This window comes from Candidatus Clostridium helianthi, assembly GCF_045310795.1.
In the GTDB taxonomy this organism is placed as follows: Bacteria; Bacillota; Clostridia; order Clostridiales; family Clostridiaceae; genus Clostridium; species Clostridium helianthi.
In genome coordinates, this window is sequence record NZ_JBJIAB010000032.1 from 45,215 (window position 1) to 65,425 (window position 20,211).

Consider the following 20,211-nt stretch of genomic DNA (forward strand, 5'->3'; position numbering starts at 1 on the left):
GCAGACGCACAGGACTTAAAATCCTGCGGTGGTTAAACACCGTACCGGTTCGATTCCGGTCTTCGGCACCATATATATTAAAAGAATAATGTCGCGGGGTGGAGCAGTTGGTAGCTCGTCGGGCTCATAACCCGAAGGTCGTAGGTTCAAGTCCTGCCTCCGCAACCATAAAGTTTAGTAAGTTTTGTTATCAAAGCTTTAATTTATATGTCGTAAGCTTGTAGTATACAATGAATATGCCGAAGTGGCGGAACTGGCAGACGCACAGGACTTAAAATCCTGCGGTAGTTAAACACCGTACCGGTTCGATTCCGGTCTTCGGCACCATATATATGAAAAGAATAATATCGCGGGGTGGAGCAGTTGGTAGCTCGTCGGGCTCATAACCCGAAGGTCGTAGGTTCAAGTCCTGCCTCCGCAACCATAAGACTTAAGCAATAGCTCAGGTCTTTTTTGTTTGGAAAATATTTATTATATGAAGTATAAGATAAAGGTATAATATTCTGAATAAATTCCTAGCCATTGAGAAGAAAACTTTAGCATCGATTTATAATGCTAAGAATGAGATATTTAAAGTTTACTTTTCTAACATGGTGTTTAAATTAGTTATAGATAGAAGTTTAATATGAATGTAGATGACTACACTTATGTTAGGCTTTTTTTAGTGCTTAATATTTTGAGTACTGTAAGTTAACTTGTCATAAGATTGATTATTAAATGCGGATTTTAGTCACTTAAGCTAAGAAAATTCAAGAATAATTGCAAAAAAACATTATTTTAAGGAGTAATTAAAAAGTGTATTCAGGATTTATGATTTTATGAAAAATATTTTATATATAAATTTCTAATAAAATAAGATTAACGACAAATTAATTATAACGTTTTAAATTTGATAATTAGCCAGATATCTTGATTTGTCTTAACTAAGTAAGATGTTAGATCAAAATGTAATAAAGAAAATAATCTATTAAATCATTAGATATTAGAGAAATTTAGATGAAGTTGTCCTACGAAAACTTTATACCATAAACACCTTATGACATTTATCGTAATGTTATGATGCTATAATCAAATTACATTATTTGGAAATGAGGCGAGCTAATGTGCAGTATGGATTAGGGTTGAATAAGTATGAAGGAATAACTAGAGTAGAAAACTTAAGAAAAAAGTTGTGGATGAAGACATCTATAGTGAAGTTAGGGATTATTCTAATATCAGGAATCTTACTTGGTAGGGTAAATTTATTATTAAATCAATCAGATAGTCTTGGTATAGCGCCAATAGGAATTGCGTATTTGATAGCTGTAGTTACAAAAGAGAATAGGAGAAATAGTTTAATTGTAGCAATTGGAATTGCTATAGGATATCTAACAATAAGTAGTTTACTGACAGATGGTTATTTATATTTAGTAGCTGTAGCTTTAGTCACAATTTACTATGTGTTTATAGCACAAGCTAAAAATAGAAAAAAGGAATTAGTGGGTTTTGTAATAATTCTAAGTAGTTTTTTTTGTTATGGTTTACTGGTTAATAAATATGAACTTGGCGTAAATATAACTTTATGTTTAATACAGACATTAATTGTAGTGCCTATATATTATGTTATAAAGTATGCGTTAAATTCTTTGGAAGAGATTAATACCAATTACTTCTTTTCTTCAGAAGAAATAGTAAGTATTGGAATATTTTTATGTTTATTAGTTGCAGGAATAGGTAATGTAAATATTAGTAATTACTCTATAAGAAATATATGTGCGCTTACGTTAGTTTTAACGATTGCTTATGTAGGTGGAGCAACATATGGAACTATGATTGGAGTTTCTATGGGAATAATGCTTGGAGTTGCTTCAAATGATATGATGTATAGTGTAGCCTTTTTTGGAGTTGGAGGCTTAATTGTTGGTATATTTAAAGATACGGGGAAAATATTTTCAATACTATCAGGTATAATAATTTATACTGCATTAGCTTTGTATTCTAATGCAGTAACATTGAAGTTGGGAGTTGAGGTTCTTACTAGTTCTGTTTTATTTTTGTGTGTTCCAAAACCTGTATTTACAAGTATTGAAATTGAGATAAATCCATATAGAAAGAAAGCATCTTTAGGCGAAATTCAATTGAATGCAATAAAGGAGGAATTTACTTTTAAATTAAAAGAACTTACAAGTGTACTTACAAATGTATCAAGATGCTTATTAACTAACAATGATAATGAAAATTTATTGATTAAATCGAAAGGGAGTGCATTGGTAGAAAACTTGGCAGATAGAAGTTGTTCAAGCTGTGAAAATAGACCTTTATGCTGGGAAAGAGAGTTTCATCAAACATTTAACTCTTTTCAAATGTTAATTCAAAGTAAAGAGGAGGGCAAATTAGCAATTCCTATAGATTTGCAAAAAAGATGCATTAAGAATTTTACACTTTTAAAAAATGCGGAAGGGATTGTAACTAATTATAATGTAAATGAATCAATAAGGGAAAGATTAGCAGAAGGAAGAAATATATTATCATCCCATATAACTAACATATCGTGTACTTTAGATAATCTTCTTAGTGACTTTAAAAAGGAGGTTAGAATAGATACTGATTTAGAAAGGTTGACGAAACGTATACTAAATAAAAATTCCATATATTACAATGATATTTTTTGTTATATAGATAAAAGCGGTAGGGTCAAGATTAGATTAAGTGTAAATAATTGCGAAGGAGCTGATTATTATGGAAAAAACATAGTTTCTCTATTAAGCAGCGCTATGAGAATGAAGTTGTGCATTGGGGATGATGGATGCAAAATAAATCCAAACACAAATGAATGTATTATAACGATAGAAGAAAAACCGAGGTATTATATGGTATCTTATGGTGCAATGGAACCAAAAGGTGGAGAAACTCAAATAGGTGATAGTTATAGTTTTGGAAGGACAAGAAATGGAACGTATATGACTATCCTAAGTGATGGAATGGGTTCTGGACCGGAGGCCAAAGAAGAAAGCAAAGCAACTGTTGATTTGGTAGAAAAGCTTATTGAAGCAGGGTTCGATGAGGACATAACGGTCAACACAGTCAATTCTATAATGGGAATGAGATTCTCAGAAGATGAAAAATATGCAACTTTAGATTTAAATAGAATTGACTTATATAATGGTAATGCAATATTTGTTAAGATAGGTGCAGCGCCTAGCTTTATCAAGAGAGGCCGCGATGTAATAACTATTAATTCTAAGAATTTGCCTTTTGGACTTGTAGATGAAGTGGACGTGGAAGTTATAAGAGAAGTGCTAAGACCTGGTGATATTTTAATTAATGTTAGCGATGGTATTTTAGATATAGATAAATCAAACTCGGGAGAATCAACTTGGATTGAAGAATATTTAAAGACGATTAATTCAGATCCTAGAGAACTGTCAGAAAAGGTGCTAGAAAGAGCAAAGAAATTAAGCAACGGAACGATTAAAGATGATATGACAGTTGTAGTTTCAAAAGTTTATTTAGATAGCTAAGATTATCGTCCGATAAGTTATTAAAATATTATAAATAGCTGTTTCAGAAATTTAAATTGTAGGTTAAATTTGAAACAGCTATTTGTATTTATTTCATATTCAAATAAATAAGATTGTTTTAAATAATAATGTTATATTTATATAGAATGAGTTTTCAATTGTTAAATTGAAGCAATAATGTTTACATTTAGAACGTATATACGTAAAATATAAGAAGCGGAACTGTATATGACATAATAATAAATAAGTAGGAGTGTTATTTTTGTATAGAAAAGTACTGTCTTATATAAAGGACAATAACCTTATTAAACCTAACGATAAAATTTTGATTGCTCTTTCTGGAGGACCAGATTCTATATGTCTTTTAAATGTTTTATTCGAGTTAAGAGAAAAATTAAATATAAGCATAGCTGCTGCACACTTAAATCATCTTTTAAGAGGCGAAGATGCATTTAAAGATGAGAAATATGTTATTAATATATGCAACCATATGGGGATAGAGTGTTTTGTCAAACGTGTGGATATCAATGCTTATTCTAAGGAAAGTAAATTGTCTTCCGAAATGGCAGGAAGGAGCGCCAGATATGATTTTTTTGATGAAATCTTAAGAAAAGAAGGTTTTAATAAGATTGCGACTGCACATAATGCAAATGATCAGGCGGAGACAGTTTTGTTTAGACTTATGAGGGGCACAGGCCTTGAAGGATTAGGAGGTATCAGGGCATCTAGAGATGATAAAATAATAAGGCCCATTTTATGTTTAAGTAGAGAGGAAGTAGAGAATTACGTAAAACTAAAGAACTTAAATCCAAGGATTGATAAAACTAACTTTGAAAAAATTTATAATAGAAATAAGATAAGATTAGATATATTGCCATATATAAAAGAAAATTTTAATGAAGATATAGTACAGACTTTAAATAGGATGTCTACATTATTGCAAAAAGATAATGAATTCCTTGAAAAATTATCCGCTGGTTTATACAATAAATATTGTATAGAATGTAATGATTATTTTATAATAAAAAAGGAAATATTTAAAGAGGAAGAACCTTTGGTTAATAGAGTATTAAGGCATGCATTAACAAGGTATTCAAAGTCTAATTACGATTTTGAAGTTAAGCATATATATGAGATATCTTGTTTGGCTCAAAAATACTCGGGAAAGTTAGTGCATCTCCCAAATGGAGTTTGTGCTGAAAATGTTTATGGGGATATATACATAAAAACGAAGACAAAAAAATCAGATATAAATAGTAAAAAAGAAGAAATAATTTTAGGTAAAGATAACATATATATAAATACAGTTGAGTTTCATAAGTATATTATTCAATTTTCTATAATTAATGGTTATAATGAAAATGCTATAAACTTAAAGCAAGGAGATTTCGTTAAGTATTTTGATTTTGATAAAATTAATAGTAATATTTCAATACGAAACAGAAAGAATGGAGATAAAATTACTCCATTAGGAATGAGTGGCAGCAAAAAAATAAAAGATATTTTTATTGATATGAAAATTCCTAAAGATGAAAGAGAATGCATCCCTATTTTATGCTTTGATGAAAGGATTGCATGGGTTATTGGAATTAGAATATCAGAAGAATATAAACTTACAAGTAAAAGTACGAATATATTAAAAGTAGTCGTTCAAAGAAAGGAATATTAAATATGAAACAAGATATACAAGAGATACTATACTCAGAAGAAATTTTAAGTAAAAGAATTAAAGAACTCGCAAGTGAAATAAGTACAGATTATAGAGGAAGAGATTTACTTATAGTTGGTATTTTAAAAGGATCAGTAATATTTGCTGCAGAGCTAATAAAAAACATATCTATTAAATGTGAAATAGATTTTATGGCAGTATCAAGTTATGGAAGTTCTACAGAAACATCTGGTGTCGTAAGAATATTAAAAGACTTGGATAATAGTATAGAAGGAAAAGATATTTTAGTTGTTGAGGATATCGTTGATACAGGAGTAACATTAACATATTTACTTAAATATTTAAAAGCAAGAAAAGCAAATAGTATAGAAATAGTTGCATTACTAAATAAGCAAGCGAGGCGTAAATCTGATCTAGATGTTAAATATATTGGATTTGAGGTTCCTGATGGATTCATAGTAGGTTATGGAATAGATTATGCTGAAAAGTACAGGAATTTACCTTTTATAGGGATATTAAAGCCTGAAGTATATGAAAAATAGAAAATTCAAATTTAATTGTAATAAAAATATTCCTATGGTAAAATTTTAAATATGATGAGAGAGGGGGGCCTTGAATGAAAAAATATTCAAGTGCGGCTGTATGGATTGTATGCTCAGTTATGCTAATTTTAGCAGCGGTTACTATGTGGCAAACAGGAAAAGGTTCTAATGAGATAACTTATAGTGCATTTATACAAAAGTGGAATGCAAATGAAATAGAAAGTATCTTAGTCAAGGAAGACAGCATGACGATAGAAGGAAAAACTACTGATAATAAAAGTTTTGTTACTATTGCTCCGGGTGAACTTGTTAGTTCTCTTATAGTAAATCAGCCTAAATTAGATGTTAAAGTTGTTTTTGAAAAACCATCTAATAATGCAACGTGGATAGCAACATTACTTCCATTTATATTAATGGCAGTATTTATATTTATATTCCTATTTATATTTACTCAACAATCCCAAAGCGGAAGTGGTGGAAGAGGGGTTATGAATTTTGGTAAAAGTAAAGCTAAAATGGTAACTCCAGATACACAAACAGTCACATTTGAAGATATAGCAGGTGCGGACGAAGAGAAAGCTGAGCTTGAAGAAATTGTTGATTTTTTAAGATTGCCATCAAAGTATATACAGATAGGTGCAAGAATTCCTAAAGGGGTTTTATTAGTTGGGCCTCCTGGGACTGGAAAAACATTACTTGCAAAAGCAATAGCAGGAGAGGCAGGAGTGCCATTCTTTAGTATATCAGGATCTGATTTTGTTGAAATGTTTGTTGGTGTTGGTGCATCGAGAGTTAGAAGCTTATTTGAAGAGGCGAAGAAAAATTCACCTTGTATAGTATTTATAGATGAAATTGATGCCGTTGGAAGACAGAGAGGTGCAGGCTTAGGTGGAGGACATGACGAAAGGGAACAGACATTAAATCAACTTCTTGTCGAAATGGATGGATTTGGTGCTAATGAAGGCATCATAATGATAGCTGCAACCAATAGGCCTGATATATTGGATCCAGCATTATTAAGACCGGGAAGATTTGATAGGCAAATAATTGTTGGAGCACCAGATGTAAAAGGTAGAGAAGAAATTCTTAAAGTTCATACAAGAAAGAAACCACTAAAAGATGATGTGAAATTAGATGTTCTTGCTCGAAGAACTCCAGGTTTTTCGGGAGCGGATCTAGAAAATTTAACAAATGAAGCAGCACTGCTTGCTGTTAGAAAAGATAAAAAACAAATTTCTATGTCTGAAATGGAAGAAGCAATAACAAAAGTAATTGCAGGGCCTGAAAAAAAGAGTAGGGTAATAACTGAACATGATAGGAAATTAACTGCTTATCATGAAGCAGGTCATGCAGTTGTTATGAGATTACTTCCACACTGTGATCCAGTTCACGAAATTAGTGTAATTCCAAGAGGTAGAGCTGGTGGATACACTATGCATCTTCCAAAGGAGGATACTTCTTATACATCTAAGTCTAAATTAAAAGATGAGATGGTTGGACTCCTAGGTGGAAGAGTTGCAGAAAAATTGATTATGGGAGATATAAGTACTGGTGCTAAAAATGATATAGATAGAGCAAGTCATATAGCCAGAAGTATGGTTATGGATTATGGTATGAGTGAAGAAATTGGAACTATATCATTTAGTACTTCAGGGCATGATGAAGTTTTCCTTGGAAGAGACTTAGGTAAAGGAAGAAACTTTAGTGAAGAGATAGGTTCTAAAATAGATAAAGAAATAAAGAGATTTATAGATGAGGCTTATGATAGAGCAAATAAGCTTCTAAAAGAAAATATAAACAAATTACATGCTGTTGCAAAAGCTTTAATTGAAAAAGAAAAACTTGATGCAGAAGAATTTGAAGATATTTTTGTAAATAATTAATACACAGGCTATTTCAAGCATAAGATGGGTTTGAAATAGCCCTTTAATTTTTTATATGTAGAATCATAGAATATTCATAAAAATACGAATATTAGGAGTTTATTTATACTTATTATTCGAAAAAAACTTTTATTATGTATAGTGAAATGATATAATAAATTATATTAAGTATGATTTTGGGTTTATATTTAGGAGGGATTTTAAATGAAAAGTGATATTCAGATTGCTCAAGAGGCAAAGATGGAACCGATAAAAAATGTGGCTGAAAAATTAGGACTTTGCGAAGATGATATAGAGTACTATGGAAAATATAAGTGCAAAATATCTTTAGATGTATATGATAAGGTTAAAAATAATAATAATGGAAAGTTAGTTTTAGTAACAGCTATAAATCCAACTCCTGCAGGAGAAGGAAAGTCAACAGTTACAGTAGGGCTTGGTCAGGCTTTAAACAGGATTGGGAAGAAAGCCGTTATAGCATTAAGAGAGCCATCATTAGGGCCGGTTTTCGGAATTAAGGGTGGAGCAGCTGGGGGCGGATACGCTCAAGTTGTTCCTATGGAAGATATTAATCTTCATTTTACTGGAGATATGCATGCTATTACATCTGCTAATAATTTGTTATCAGCAGCAATAGATAATCATATTCACCAAGGTAATGTTCTAAGAATTGATTCTAGAAGAATTGTATTTAAAAGAGTAATGGATATGAATGATAGAGCATTAAGACATATTATTGTTGGGATGGGTGGAAAGGTTAATGGATTTGTTAGAGAAGATGGATTCAATATAACTGTTGCATCTGAAATAATGGCTATATTATGTTTAGCAAGTGACCTAGAAGATTTGAAAGAAAGAATGGGAAATATAGTAATTGCATATAATTTAGATGGAAATCCTGTTTATGCTAAGGAACTAGAAATACAAGGAGCTATGGCGCTATTAATGAAAGACGCGATTAAACCTAACTTGGTTCAAACATTAGAAAATACTCCTGCATTAATACATGGAGGACCATTTGCTAATATTGCTCACGGATGTAATTCTATAATGGCAACTAAACTTGCTCTAAAGTTAGGAGATGTTGTCATAACAGAAGCTGGATTTGGAGCAGATTTAGGTGCAGAGAAATTCTTTGATATCAAATGTAGATATGGTAATTTAGAACCTGAATGTGTTGTAGTTGTTGCAACTATAAGAGCATTAAAGCATCATGGAGGAGTAGCTAAGACTGAGTTAAATGTCCCAAATGTTGAAGCGTTAAAAAATGGAATTGCTAATTTGGAAAAACAGATAGAGAATATAAAGAAGTTTAAAATTACACCTGTTGTTGCAATAAATAAATTTGTTACAGATAGTTCGGAAGAAGTGGAATTCATTAAAGATTTCTGCGATAGAATTGGGGTTAAAGTAGCCTTGTGTGATGTGTGGGCTAAAGGTGGCGAAGGTGGAATTGACCTTGCCAATATAGTTTTAGATGCACTAGATAATAGTGAATCAAATTTTGAGCCTATATATGATAAGGAAAAATCTATTAGGGAGAAAATATTTACAATTGCTAGTGAAATTTATGGAGCAGATAAAGTTAACTATACTCCAGCAGCAAAAAAACAAATTGATGAATTAGAAAAGTTCAAATTGGATAAACTTCCTATATGTATGGCAAAAACACAATATTCACTATCAGATAATCCTAGCCTTTTAGCTAGACCTACAGGATTTGATATTACAGTTAAAGAAGTCAGAGTATCAAATGGAGCTGGATTTATAGTGGTTCAGACAGGTGACATAATGACTATGCCTGGCCTTCCAAAGGTACCAGCAGCAAATAAGATGGATGTATTAAAAAGTGGAGAAATAATAGGATTATTCTAATGAATGCATATATGTGTATTTAAGGTGAAAACAGAAGCTAGAAAATGGTGGTATTAATCTAAAATCACATTTAAACTCTTGACAAATTAAATATAATTGTTAAAATTATATTGTTATTTTTTAGTCAATTTCAAAATTAAGGCAGCTCTTCGGGCTGCTTTTAATTTAACTATATTAAGGTGGTGCTTTCTATGATTTTACTTGTTGATGCAGGTAATACTAACATTGTTTTGGGAGTACATGATGGAGAAAAGTATATAGCTAGTTGGCGTATTTCAAGTGAAGGAAATAAAACTTCAGATGAGTATGGTATACAAGTTATGCAACTATTTAACTTAAGTGACATTAATCCTAAAGATATTACTGGAGTTATAGTTTCTTCTGTTGTTCCTAATATAATGCATTCTTTAGAAAATATGTTAAGAAAATGTTTTTGTCACGAACCTATAATAGTTGGACCAGGAGTAAAAACTGGAATAAATATTAAATATGATAACCCGAGAGAAGTTGGAGCAGATAGAATAGTGAATGCTGTTGCTGCATATGAAATTTACAAGAGACCAGTTATAATAATAGACTTTGGAACAGCTACAACTTTTTGTGCAGTAAGAGCAAATGGAGATTATCTTGGAGGATGCATATGCCCTGGAATAAGAATTTCGGCAGATGCTTTATTTGAAAGAGCAGCTAAGCTTCCTAGAGTAGAATTAGAAGTACCAAAAAATATGATTTGCAAAAATACTGTATCAAGTATGCAATCTGGTATTATATTTGGTTATATTGGGCAAGTTGAATATATAGTAAAAAAAATGAAACAAGAAATGAAAAATTCTAAGTATAAGGAAGAACCTTTTGTATTAGCAACAGGTGGATTAGCAAATTTAATAGCTAAAGAGACTGATGTTATTGATAAGGTTGATTCGGATTTAACACTAGAAGGATTAAAAATATTATATGAAAAAAATAAAGAAATAGAGATTTCCCAAAGATAAATTATATGGAAATTAAGATTTATACAAGATGTAAGGAGTATATTCTACAATGAAGATAGGGAATTTAACCTTTGAAAACAATATATTTCTAGCACCTATGGCAGGAGTAACTGACATATCATTTAGAGGATTATGTAAGGAAATGGGATGTGGTTTGGTTTATACCGAAATGGTTAGTGCTAAAGCATTATATTATGGAAGCGAGAATACACAAACCTTACTTAGAATAGCAGATGAAGAAAAACCAGTTGCAGTCCAGATATTTGGTAGAGAGCCAGATGTGATGGCTAGAATTTGTGAAGAATATTTAAATAACAGGGAAGATATTTGTATCATTGATATTAATATGGGATGTCCGGCTCCTAAAATAGTTAAAAATGGAGAAGGATCTGCATTAATGAAAGAACCGGAACTTGCATACGATATCGTTAGAACTATAAAAAAGGTTTCAACCAAACCTGTTACTGTCAAGTTTAGAAAAGGATTTGATGAAGATAATATTAATGCAGTGGAATTTGCCAAAGGGATGGAACAAGCTGGAGCAGATGCTATTGCTGTTCATGGACGAACACGAAAACAAATGTATCAAGGGAAAGCAGATTGGGACATAATAAAGAGAGTTAAGGATAGTGTTTCAATTCCTGTAATAGGAAATGGGGACGTATTTTCTCCAGAAGATGCTATTAGAATGAAAAGAACTACCAATTGCGATGGAATAATGATTGCAAGAGGAAGCCAGGGAAATCCATGGATATTTAGACAGATAAATAATTTGCTTAATGGAGAAGTAATTCAAGAAGTTTCAGATAATGAAAGAATTGAAATGTGCATTAGGCATTACGAATTAGCAATAAAATATGATGGAGAATTTAAAGCTATACGGGAAATGAGAAAACACGCATCATGGTATATTAAAGGACTTCCAAGATGCACAGAACTTAAAAATAAGATTAATACTATCAATGATAGTGAAAAAGTTATTGAAGCTTTAAGAAAGTATCAAGATGAATTATAGTTTTGTAAGTATAATTAGAATTATTTAATTGTTTCAAGCATATTATTAATATTTAGAAAAATGCAATTTGGTTTCATAATAAATCTAGTATAAATATGAGTATTAACTTTTGTGTAAAAATGATAATTTATGTTTTACTAATTTACTTTTATATTAATATTTAAACTTGGTTTATTTAATGTTTGATTCATAGCAATCATAGCTATGAGTAAAGTTACGCTGAGTTAGTTGCTAACTAACGGTGCAAATCACTTCAAATTAGGATTTATTGACATATGAAATGTGCTGATTTATAATAAGTTAAATGATTTTCAGATTAAAATATTTTTCAAATTATTATAAATTTATGGGTATTCTCTGTTAACGATATAATAAGAGATTGCTTAAAAAGATTTATTTAATAGATAATTTATCAAAATAAGGATTATAATCAATAACTAAAATAAATAATATAGAAGGTTTTAAAGGGGAGTTAAAGTATATGAGCCAATCAAAACAATATGTTATGACTTATGAAGGTGTTAAAAAATTAGAAAGTGAATTAGAATACCTAAAAACAGTAAAAAGAAAAGAAATAACTGAAAAGATAAAAATTGCTTTAGGATACGGAGATTTAAGTGAAAATTCTGAGTATGATGAAGCTAAAAACGACCAAGCATTTACAGAAGGAAGAATAATTCAATTAGAAAATATGCTTAAAAATGCAGTGGTTGTAGATGAATCAGAGATTCCAAGTGATATTGTTTCAGTTGGATCAAAGGTAAAAGTTAAAGATTATGAATTTGATGAAGAAGTAGAGTATTCAATAGTAGGTTCGGCAGAAGCAGATCCTATGAATTTTAAAATATCAAACGAATCACCGGTTGGAAATGCACTAGTTGGTAAAAAAGTTGGTGATGTAGTAGAGGTAATAGTTCCAGACGGAGTTAATAAATTCGAAATACTAGGAATAAGTAGAAGTTAATTGGAGGTACAGCAATGTCAACAGAAGAAATGAGCATGCAAGAGTTAGAGTCTCAGTATAATGAACAGGAAGGATTGAGAAGAGCTAAACTAGCAGAGCTACAAGGTGCTGGAAAGGATCCTTTTGATGTTTATAAAGTCAACAGAACTCATACATCAGAGGAAGTTAAGGCAAATTATGATGCACTAGAAGGTAAAGAAGTAACCGTTGCAGGAAGACTAATGTCTAAAAGAGGGCAGGGAAAAGTTGTTTTCTCAGATATACATGATAAGGATGGTAAGATACAACTATTCTTAAAGATTGATAAGGTTGGGGAAGAAAATTTAAAGCAATATAAAACTTTTGATTTAGGTGATTGGATTGCAGCAACTGGAGAAGTATTCACAACTAAAACAGGTGAAGTATCAGTAAATGTAAATGCTTTTGAATTGACTTGTAAATCTTTAAAGCCACTTCCAGAAAAATGGCACGGGTTAAAAGATCCAGATTTAAGATACAGACAAAGAGAAGTTGATATAATTACAAATTCAGAGGTTAAGGATACTTTTATTAAGAGAAGCAAAATTATATCAGCAATGAGAGAGTTTTTAGATTCTAAGAGTTTTATAGAAGTAGAAACTCCAATTCTTGGAGCAATAGCTGGTGGAGCAGCAGCAAAACCTTTCATTACGCATCACAATACTTTAGATATGGATATGTATTTAAGAATAGCTACTGAGTTATATCTTAAGAGATTAATAGTTGCTGGTTTTGAAAAGGTATATGAAATAGGAAGAAATTTTAGAAATGAAGGTATGTCAGTAAGACATAATCCTGAATTTACAGCTATTGAATTATATGAAGCATATTCTGATTATAATGATATGATGGAAATTACAGAAAATATGGTTGCATACATTTGCGAAAAGATAAATGGAACTACTAAAGTTTCTTATCAAGGAACAGAAATAGATTTTAAGCCGCCATGGAGAAGAATAACTATGGTTGACGCTGTAAAAGAATATGCAGGTGTAGATTTTAATGAAATTAAATCTAATGAAGAAGCTCAAGCTATAGCTAAAGAAAAACATTTAGAATTTTCTAAGCCATTGGATACTGTTACAAAAGGTGATGTTCTAAATGCTCTATATGAAGAATTCGGTGAAGCGAACATGATTCAACCTACATTTGTTATGGATTATCCAGTTGAAATTTCACCTCTTACAAAGAAAAAGAGAGGAAATCCTGAATTTACTGAAAGATTTGAAGGATTTGTATTTGGTAGAGAACTTTGCAATGCATACTCTGAGTTAAATGATCCTATAGTTCAAAGAGAAAGATTTGAACAACAAGCTAAAGAGAGAGAACTTGGAGATGACGAGGCATATATGCTAGATGAACAATTCATGAGTGCTCTTGAAACAGGTATGCCACCAACAGGTGGAATGGGAATGGGAATAGATAGACTTATAATGTTCTTAACTGATTCAGCTTCAATCAGAGATGTTATATTATTCCCAACAATGAGACCGCAGAAATAATTTGATGCAATTAAAGTAAATAGATTATATTTACTTCTATAAAAAGGTTCTATATGTGTAAAAGGCATATATGAACCTTTTATTGCTGTTGATTAAAAATGAAATATAAGAAAAATAATTTAAAATTTGGAAGTCTATAATAAGCCCAGAAATATTTTGTATCTGCATAAATATTTATAGTAATTATTATTCCTTTTGGATAATAAGAAAGAAAAGCTATAGGCATTTCTGAAAACAACAAAAGTAAATAAAATATAAAAAAGACTTGCATAATTAGAAAAAACTGATATAATAGATTAAGTAATGACGTTCCGCGATAGCTCAATGGTGGAGCACTCGGCTGTTAACCGATAGGTTGGAGGTTCGAGTCCTCTTCGCGGAGCCATTTTTTTAGAATAGTATTATAAGTTATAGCATGTATTTTGTAAGCATTGTTATAGCTTTTTTTATTCCATATGAATTTATACTAAATTTGAATTTGTGAACATTTTTACTCTTGAGGGTATAAGTTATGGAAATACTTACTCAGAGAATCACAGTTTGTAAAGAGAATGAAAAAATATATTAGCCTGCCGAATTTTTCTCACACACATTTGAAAAATTAGATGCTCAAAAATCTACAGTTCCACAATCGCTTAAGATTTTATTCTTTCCAAGTTTTATAAAGATGAATTAGGAATATATAATATGTATTAATTCTAAAATGTAGATGCTATTTGATAATTTTGATAGTATAGAGATATAAATTTGATATTTTATTAAAAAAGGGTTGCATAATCTAAAAAAGCTGATATAATAGATTAAGTAATGACGTTCCGCGATAGCTCAATGGTGGAGCACTCGGCTGTTAACCGATAGGTTGGAGGTTCGAGTCCTCTTCGCGGAGCCATTTTTTTAGAATAGTATTATAAGTTATAGCATGTATTTTGTAAGCATTGTTATAGCTTTTTTTATTCCATATGAATTTATACTAAATTTAAATTTGTGAACATTGTTACTCTTGAGGGTATAAGTTATGGAAATACTTACTCAGAGAATCACAGTTTGTAAAGAGAATGAAAAAGTATATTAGCTCGCCGAATTTTTCTTGCTTACATTTGAAAAATCAGATGCGCAAAAATCTACAGTTCCACAATCGCTTGAGATTTTATTCTTTCCAAGTTTTATAAAGATGAATTAGGAATATATAATATGTATTAATTCTAAAATGTAGATGCTATTTGATAATTTTGATAGTATAGAGATATAAATTTGATATTTTATTAAAAAAGGGTTGCATAATCTAAAAAAGCTGATATAATAGATTAAGTAATGACGTTCCGCGATAGCTCAATGGTGGAGCACTCGGCTGTTAACCGATAGGTTGGAGGTTCGAGTCCTCTTCGCGGAGCCATTTTTTTATATTTTTTTAGAAAATATTCAATCTTGACATATAAAATGATTTTGTTAAAATTAATTTATAAATTAAATACACATGTTGAAAAAGAAGAGTAATTTATAAGTCAGTTGAAGAGAGATGATGTTTGGTGGAAATCATTATTGGTTATAAATGAATGGAGCTTTTGAGTGTGAGGAAATCGATGAAGAAAGATGGGCTTAAGCCAAGAAGGGTGGAACCGCGGAATTATATTTCGTCCCTTTGTGCTTAAAGCCCTTTTTATTTTATAAAAATATATTTGGAGGGATAAAACAATGGCAGTAGAAAAAACAATGGATAAGATTGTGGCTCTTTGTAAAAATAGAGGATTTGTATTTCCAGGCTCAGATATATATGGTGGTCTAGCTAATTCGTGGGATTACGGTCCTTTAGGAGTAGAATTCAAAAATAATGTAAAAAAAGCATGGTGGAAAAAGTTTGTTCAAGAAAGTCCTTATAATGTTGGATTGGATTCCGCTATTTTAATGAATAGAGAAGTTTGGGTTGCATCAGGGCATGTTGGAGGTTTCTCAGACCCATTAATGGATTGTAAGGAATGCAAGGCAAGATTTAGAGCTGATAAATTAGTTGAAGATCATATGACAGAAAATGGAGCAGAAGTAGCTACAGCTGATGGATGGACTAATGAACAATTGAAAGAATATATTGAAAAAAATAACATAGTTTGTCCTAAATGTGGAAAAATGAACTACACAGATATAAGAAAGTTTAATCTTATGTTTAAAACATTTCAAGGTGTTACTGAAGATGCTAAATCAGAAATGTATTTAAGACCAGAAACAGCACAAGGTATTTTTGTTAATTTTAAAGCAGTGCAAAGAACATCAAGAAAAAAAGTACCATTTGGTATAGCTCAAATAGGTAAATCTTTTAGAAATGAAATTACACCTGGTAATTTTACTTTCAGAACAAGAGAATTTGAACAAATGGAATTAGAATTTTTCTGTAAGCCTGGAACTGATTTAGAGTGGCACAAATATTGGAAGGACTATTGCTGGAATTTCTTGCTAAACTTGAATGTTAAGTCAGAAAATTTAAGAATGAGAGATCATGGAGAAGAAGAGTTATCTTTCTACTCGAATGCAACTTCTGATATAGAATATTTATTCCCATTTGGTTGGGGAGAACTTTGGGGAATAGCAGATAGAACTGATTATGATTTATCTAAGCATCAAGAACATTCTGGACAGGATTTAAGCTATTTAGATCAAACAACTAATGAGAAATATGTTCCATATGTTATAGAGCCGTCGTTAGGTGCAGATAGAGTTGCTTTAGCATTTTTAATTGAAGCATATGATGAAGAAGAGTTAGAAGGTGGAGATGTTAGAACTGTAATGCATTTACACCCAGCATTAGCTCCTTTTAAAGCAGCAATATTGCCTCTTTCTAAAAAGCTATCAGAAAAATCTTTAGATATTTATGCGGAGTTAAGTAAGAAATTCAATCTTGATTTCGATGAAACAGGAAGTATAGGTAAGAGATACAGAAGGCAAGATGAAATTGGAACTCCTTATTGTATAACAATAGATTTCGATACATTAGAAGATGAGTCAGTAACAATTAGAAATAGAGATACTATGGAACAAGAAAGAATTAAAATAAGTGAAATAGAAAATTATATCCAAGCAAGTTTGGAATTTTAGGATTATACCTAAACAAAAACTGATTCAAGATAATTTCTTCTTGGGTCAGTTTATTTTTTTGTTGCAAGTGTTATAATTAAAATAACGAAGAACAAATTTTGGCAATAATATATACGATGGATAGAGATTTAAATTTGGAGGATAAATCATGAAGAAAGATTTTAATGAGTTTAAAGAATTTATAGTGGGTAAGAAAGTTGGAGTTGTTGGAATTGGAGTGAGCAATATTCCGCTAATCAATTTTTTAATAGATTTAGGTGCTGTTGTAACGGCTTTTGATAAAAAGAATTTAGAAGAACTTGGAGACGTTGCAGATGGATTTAATAAAAAGGGAGTTAAGCTGGAGCTTGGAGAAAAATATCTAGATAACTTAAAAGGGTTTGATGTGATATTTAAAACACCATCAATGAGGATTGATAGTGAAGCATTAGTAAGGGCTAGAAAAGAAGGGGCATATGTTACTTCTGAGATGGAAGAGTTTGTTAGGTATACAAGAGGAAAAGTCTATGGAATAACCGGTAGCGATGGAAAGACAACAACAACAACAATTATTTCTAAGTTACTAGAAGGTCAAGGGTATAAAACATGGGTCGGAGGAAATATAGGAACTCCATTATTTTCAGAAATAGAAAACATACATGATGAAGATAAAGTTGTATTAGAATTATCTAGCTTTCAACTTATGACAATGACTCAAGAAATAGATGTTGCAGTATGTACAAATTTATCCCCAAATCACTTAGATATGCATAAAAGTATGCAAGAGTATATAGATGCGAAAAAGAATATCTTTATATATCAAAATTCAAATGGACTTTTAGTAGTGAATGGAGAAAACGAAATTACCCATGGATTTATAAAAGAAGCGAAAGGAAATGTGAAAGAGTTCAGTTCAAAAAGAGAACTGATAGATGGGGCATACTATAAAAATGGAATACTCTATCTTGAAGACAAGGAAGTTTGCAAAAAAGATGATATCGTAATTAAGGGGATGCATAATGTTGAAAATTATCTTGCAGCATTTTTGGCAACAAAAGACGATGTCTCTGTGGAGGTAATGAAAAAAGTTGCTGAAACATTTGCTGGCGTTGAACATAGGTGCGAACTTGTAAGAGAGATGGACGGAGTTAAATATTATAATGATTCTATTGCTTCAAGTCCTACAAGAACTTTAGCTGGGCTTAGAGCATTTGGTGAAAAAGTAATAGTTATTGCAGGAGGGTATGATAAGAATATACCTTTTGAACCTTTAGCATATGAGGGGTACCCATATATAAAAGAATTGATTCTTATGGGAGCGACAAAGCACAAGATCAAAGATGTTTTTGATAATTTAGATAAGGAAAAAGGAATTAAAATTAATATAAATATGGTTGAGTCTTTAGAAGAGGCAGTAAGACTTGCTAAAAGCATAGCCAATCCAGGCGATATTGTTACTCTATCACCTGCTTGTGCATCATTTGATATGTATCCTAATTTTATGATAAGAGGTAATAAGTTTAAAGAGATAGTGAAGTCTTTATAAGTGCATAATGCAATAAATAGGAGATAAGTGTTTAGTTATAAATACTTATCTCCTATTTTGCATTAACTTTTAGAAGAAAAATCTTTGAAGTATATATTATTCACATTTATACTTGGGCTATAGAATATACCTGAGGTAGTCAAATAATATTCATTTATACCCTCTGATATTTCTGATTTAGAGGTGGCGGTTGAATTTTTTAAGTCTACTGATAATGAATATAAGTTATTTGAGTCACTGCCGTTAATAAAATATATAGATTTATCTATAATCTTCAACTGAAATCCATTCATTATAGAAATTCTCTTGCAGCTTAATGTAGATGGGTCTAGTGAGTATAGATTATTGTTATCAGAAGAATTGAAAAAAAGTAACTGCCCATCAAAAACTATAAAACTATTAGCTGTGTAATCGGTAAGTTTTTGTCTATTAGTACCATCCGTTTTTATTGAATATAATTTTGAGTTATCACTTAAGTTTTGGTAGACAATAAAATCTCCATTAATTATAAAAGAGCCTACACTATCAGAGCATACCAATGAGTGCTCTGCTGTTGATGTATTATATTTGTAAATCTTATTTTCGTTATTTTTATTTATATAGAATAATTCTGAATTAGCGGCTATTAAATTATTTACTGAATCGTCATTTAACTTTGTATAAGTTTTATCAGAAATGTTAAATGAAGATAAAGTGTTATTATCTGAACCATTTGAAAAATAAACCATTTGATTAATTAAGACCATATTGTCAGCAGAATAATTTGCAAAATCAGTAACGCTTTTACTTTCCAGAATATCTTTAGGCAAAGGAGAAGGGATAATCGAAATTCTATTATTCTCATCTGGATTTGGAAATATTAAGTTGTTACCATTAAAAAGGAATGGGCAAAAGTATGACGAGCTACCAGTTAAAATAAATGAATTAGGATCAGCTGCATCTGTTGCCTGGGTATTTTGTACTTGTATTGATGTTTTTGAAGGGGTAGCTGTCTGTGAGTTCGATGGCGAAGCAATGTTGCTTGAGCACCCAATAAAAGAAAACATGGTAAATGGTAAAATGAAATAAAAAAATCCTTTATTCATAATTAAAATCTCCTGAAACTAAAATTATATATAATAGTATTTTTAGATAAATAGAATAATTAACTATTAAGTAATGAAGTATATTCTATTCTACATTATTAATATTAGAGTAGATTCATATAACAGTAAAGACGTTGTTATATGTTTTTGCAGGCCTTTTATAGAAAATAATTGAAATAATAAAATTAACGCTTCCACGTGTGTCTTATAGTGTAATAAGGAGCATTTGTTAGAAAAAGGCATATATATTAATTATAATTCTTAATAACAATGGATGTAGAGGTAATATTATATAAAAAACATGGTATGATTATATTCGTTGTCACGAGTAATTGATGAACAACAGATAAAAAATTAGCTAAAAAGTTTTAAATAATTAGAAAAAATATTAAAAATAATTATTGACAACGATAGCTAATGATGTTATCATAATAAAGCAGTCAAGTTGACTGAGAGATCTTTGAAAATTGAACAGAATATGATAAATACATTTAAGTAAACCAGCAATTTTTATTTGAGTAAGCTAAGATTAAACTTTTTATTGAGAGTTTGATCCT

Annotated in this window: 12 protein-coding genes, 6 tRNA genes and 1 other annotated feature; of the genes, 17 read left to right on the plus strand and 1 reads right to left on the minus strand. The window is 30.7% G+C overall.

The window, feature by feature from the left end; translation table 11 throughout:
- The first annotated feature begins 92 nt into the window (after positions 1-92).
- From ACJDTP_RS20035 to murD, 17 genes are all read left to right on the plus strand, one after another.
- Positions 93-168 (plus strand) — tRNA-Met (locus ACJDTP_RS20035).
- 70 nt (positions 169-238) lie between these two features.
- Positions 239-327 (plus strand) — tRNA-Leu (locus ACJDTP_RS20040).
- A 21-nt stretch (positions 328-348) separates the two neighbouring features.
- A tRNA-Met gene (locus tag ACJDTP_RS20045) sits at positions 349-424 on the plus strand.
- A gap of 664 nt (positions 425-1,088) precedes the next feature.
- Complete coding sequence (gene spoIIE, locus ACJDTP_RS20050; RefSeq protein WP_406762222.1) at positions 1,089-3,500, plus strand: stage II sporulation protein E; 2,412 nt, start codon at positions 1,089-1,091, stop codon at positions 3,498-3,500.
- 262 nt (positions 3,501-3,762) lie between these two features.
- The gene (gene tilS, locus ACJDTP_RS20055) at positions 3,763-5,169 is read left to right on the plus strand and encodes a tRNA lysidine(34) synthetase TilS (RefSeq protein ID WP_406762223.1); all 1,407 of its coding nucleotides are present in this window, start codon (positions 3,763-3,765) and stop codon (positions 5,167-5,169) included.
- 2 nt (positions 5,170-5,171) lie between these two features.
- The gene (hpt, locus tag ACJDTP_RS20060; protein ID WP_077837371.1) at positions 5,172-5,711 is read left to right on the plus strand and encodes a hypoxanthine phosphoribosyltransferase; all 540 of its coding nucleotides are present in this window, start codon (positions 5,172-5,174) and stop codon (positions 5,709-5,711) included.
- 74 nt (positions 5,712-5,785) lie between these two features.
- Complete coding sequence (ftsH, locus tag ACJDTP_RS20065) at positions 5,786-7,594, plus strand: ATP-dependent zinc metalloprotease FtsH (RefSeq protein WP_077837372.1); 1,809 nt, start codon at positions 5,786-5,788, stop codon at positions 7,592-7,594.
- Positions 7,595-7,798: 204 nt separating this feature from the next.
- Positions 7,799-9,469 carry a formate--tetrahydrofolate ligase gene (locus ACJDTP_RS20070; RefSeq protein ID WP_077837373.1) on the plus strand — a complete coding sequence of 557 codons (1,671 nt, stop codon included), beginning with the start codon at positions 7,799-7,801 and terminating at the stop codon, positions 9,467-9,469.
- Between the two features lie 191 nt (positions 9,470-9,660).
- Positions 9,661-10,461, plus strand: a complete 801-nt coding sequence (locus ACJDTP_RS20075) for a type III pantothenate kinase (protein ID WP_017209495.1) — start codon at positions 9,661-9,663, stop codon at positions 10,459-10,461.
- Positions 10,462-10,510: 49 nt separating this feature from the next.
- On the plus strand, positions 10,511-11,476 hold the full coding sequence (gene dusB / locus ACJDTP_RS20080) for a tRNA dihydrouridine synthase DusB (protein WP_406762224.1): 966 nt from the start codon (positions 10,511-10,513) through the stop codon (positions 11,474-11,476).
- A gap of 481 nt (positions 11,477-11,957) precedes the next feature.
- Positions 11,958-12,440 (plus strand): transcription elongation factor GreA, encoded by a 483-nt coding sequence (greA, locus tag ACJDTP_RS20085; RefSeq protein WP_077837375.1) that lies wholly within the window; start codon positions 11,958-11,960, stop codon positions 12,438-12,440.
- Positions 12,441-12,454: 14 nt separating this feature from the next.
- Positions 12,455-13,960: a lysine--tRNA ligase gene (lysS, locus tag ACJDTP_RS20090; protein ID WP_078117573.1), complete on the plus strand. Its 1,506-nt coding sequence runs from the start codon at positions 12,455-12,457 to the stop codon at positions 13,958-13,960.
- 310 nt (positions 13,961-14,270) lie between these two features.
- Positions 14,271-14,345, plus strand: a tRNA-Asn gene (locus ACJDTP_RS20095).
- Positions 14,346-14,774: 429 nt separating this feature from the next.
- Positions 14,775-14,849 (plus strand) — tRNA-Asn (locus tag ACJDTP_RS20100).
- A gap of 429 nt (positions 14,850-15,278) precedes the next feature.
- Positions 15,279-15,353, plus strand: a tRNA-Asn gene (locus ACJDTP_RS20105).
- A gap of 75 nt (positions 15,354-15,428) precedes the next feature.
- Positions 15,429-15,602: a binding site (T-box leader), on the plus strand.
- Between the two features lie 50 nt (positions 15,603-15,652).
- Complete coding sequence (locus tag ACJDTP_RS20110; protein ID WP_077842819.1) at positions 15,653-17,044, plus strand: glycine--tRNA ligase; 1,392 nt, start codon at positions 15,653-15,655, stop codon at positions 17,042-17,044.
- A gap of 148 nt (positions 17,045-17,192) precedes the next feature.
- Positions 17,193-18,569, plus strand: coding sequence for a UDP-N-acetylmuramoyl-L-alanine--D-glutamate ligase (murD, locus tag ACJDTP_RS20115; RefSeq protein WP_406762225.1), 1,377 nt, complete (start codon positions 17,193-17,195; stop codon positions 18,567-18,569).
- Positions 18,570-18,631: 62 nt separating this feature from the next.
- Here murD and ACJDTP_RS20120 read toward each other — a convergent pair whose 3' ends face one another.
- On the minus strand, positions 18,632-19,654 hold the full coding sequence (locus ACJDTP_RS20120; RefSeq protein WP_406762226.1) for a DUF5050 domain-containing protein: 1,023 nt from the start codon (positions 19,652-19,654) through the stop codon (positions 18,632-18,634).
- Positions 19,655-20,211 lie beyond the last annotated feature (557 nt).

Bases quoted from the DNA above. Each gene is read 5' to 3' on its own strand.
- greA (WP_077837375.1), top strand. From the start codon at position 11,958: ATGAGCCAATCAAAACAATATGTTATGACTTATGAAGGTGTTAAAAAA.
- spoIIE (WP_406762222.1), top strand. From the start codon at position 1,089: ATGAGGCGAGCTAATGTGCAGTATGGATTAGGGTTGAATAAGTATGAA.
- ACJDTP_RS20075 (WP_017209495.1), top strand. From the start codon at position 9,661: ATGATTTTACTTGTTGATGCAGGTAATACTAACATTGTTTTGGGAGTA.
- ftsH (WP_077837372.1), top strand. From the start codon at position 5,786: ATGAAAAAATATTCAAGTGCGGCTGTATGGATTGTATGCTCAGTTATG.
- lysS (WP_078117573.1), top strand. From the start codon at position 12,455: ATGTCAACAGAAGAAATGAGCATGCAAGAGTTAGAGTCTCAGTATAAT.
- murD (WP_406762225.1), top strand. From the start codon at position 17,193: ATGAAGAAAGATTTTAATGAGTTTAAAGAATTTATAGTGGGTAAGAAA.
- ACJDTP_RS20110 (WP_077842819.1), top strand. From the start codon at position 15,653: ATGGCAGTAGAAAAAACAATGGATAAGATTGTGGCTCTTTGTAAAAAT.
- hpt (WP_077837371.1), top strand. From the start codon at position 5,172: ATGAAACAAGATATACAAGAGATACTATACTCAGAAGAAATTTTAAGT.
- ACJDTP_RS20070 (WP_077837373.1), top strand. From the start codon at position 7,799: ATGAAAAGTGATATTCAGATTGCTCAAGAGGCAAAGATGGAACCGATA.
- dusB (WP_406762224.1), top strand. From the start codon at position 10,511: ATGAAGATAGGGAATTTAACCTTTGAAAACAATATATTTCTAGCACCT.
- ACJDTP_RS20120 (WP_406762226.1), bottom strand. From the start codon at position 19,654: ATGAATAAAGGATTTTTTTATTTCATTTTACCATTTACCATGTTTTCT.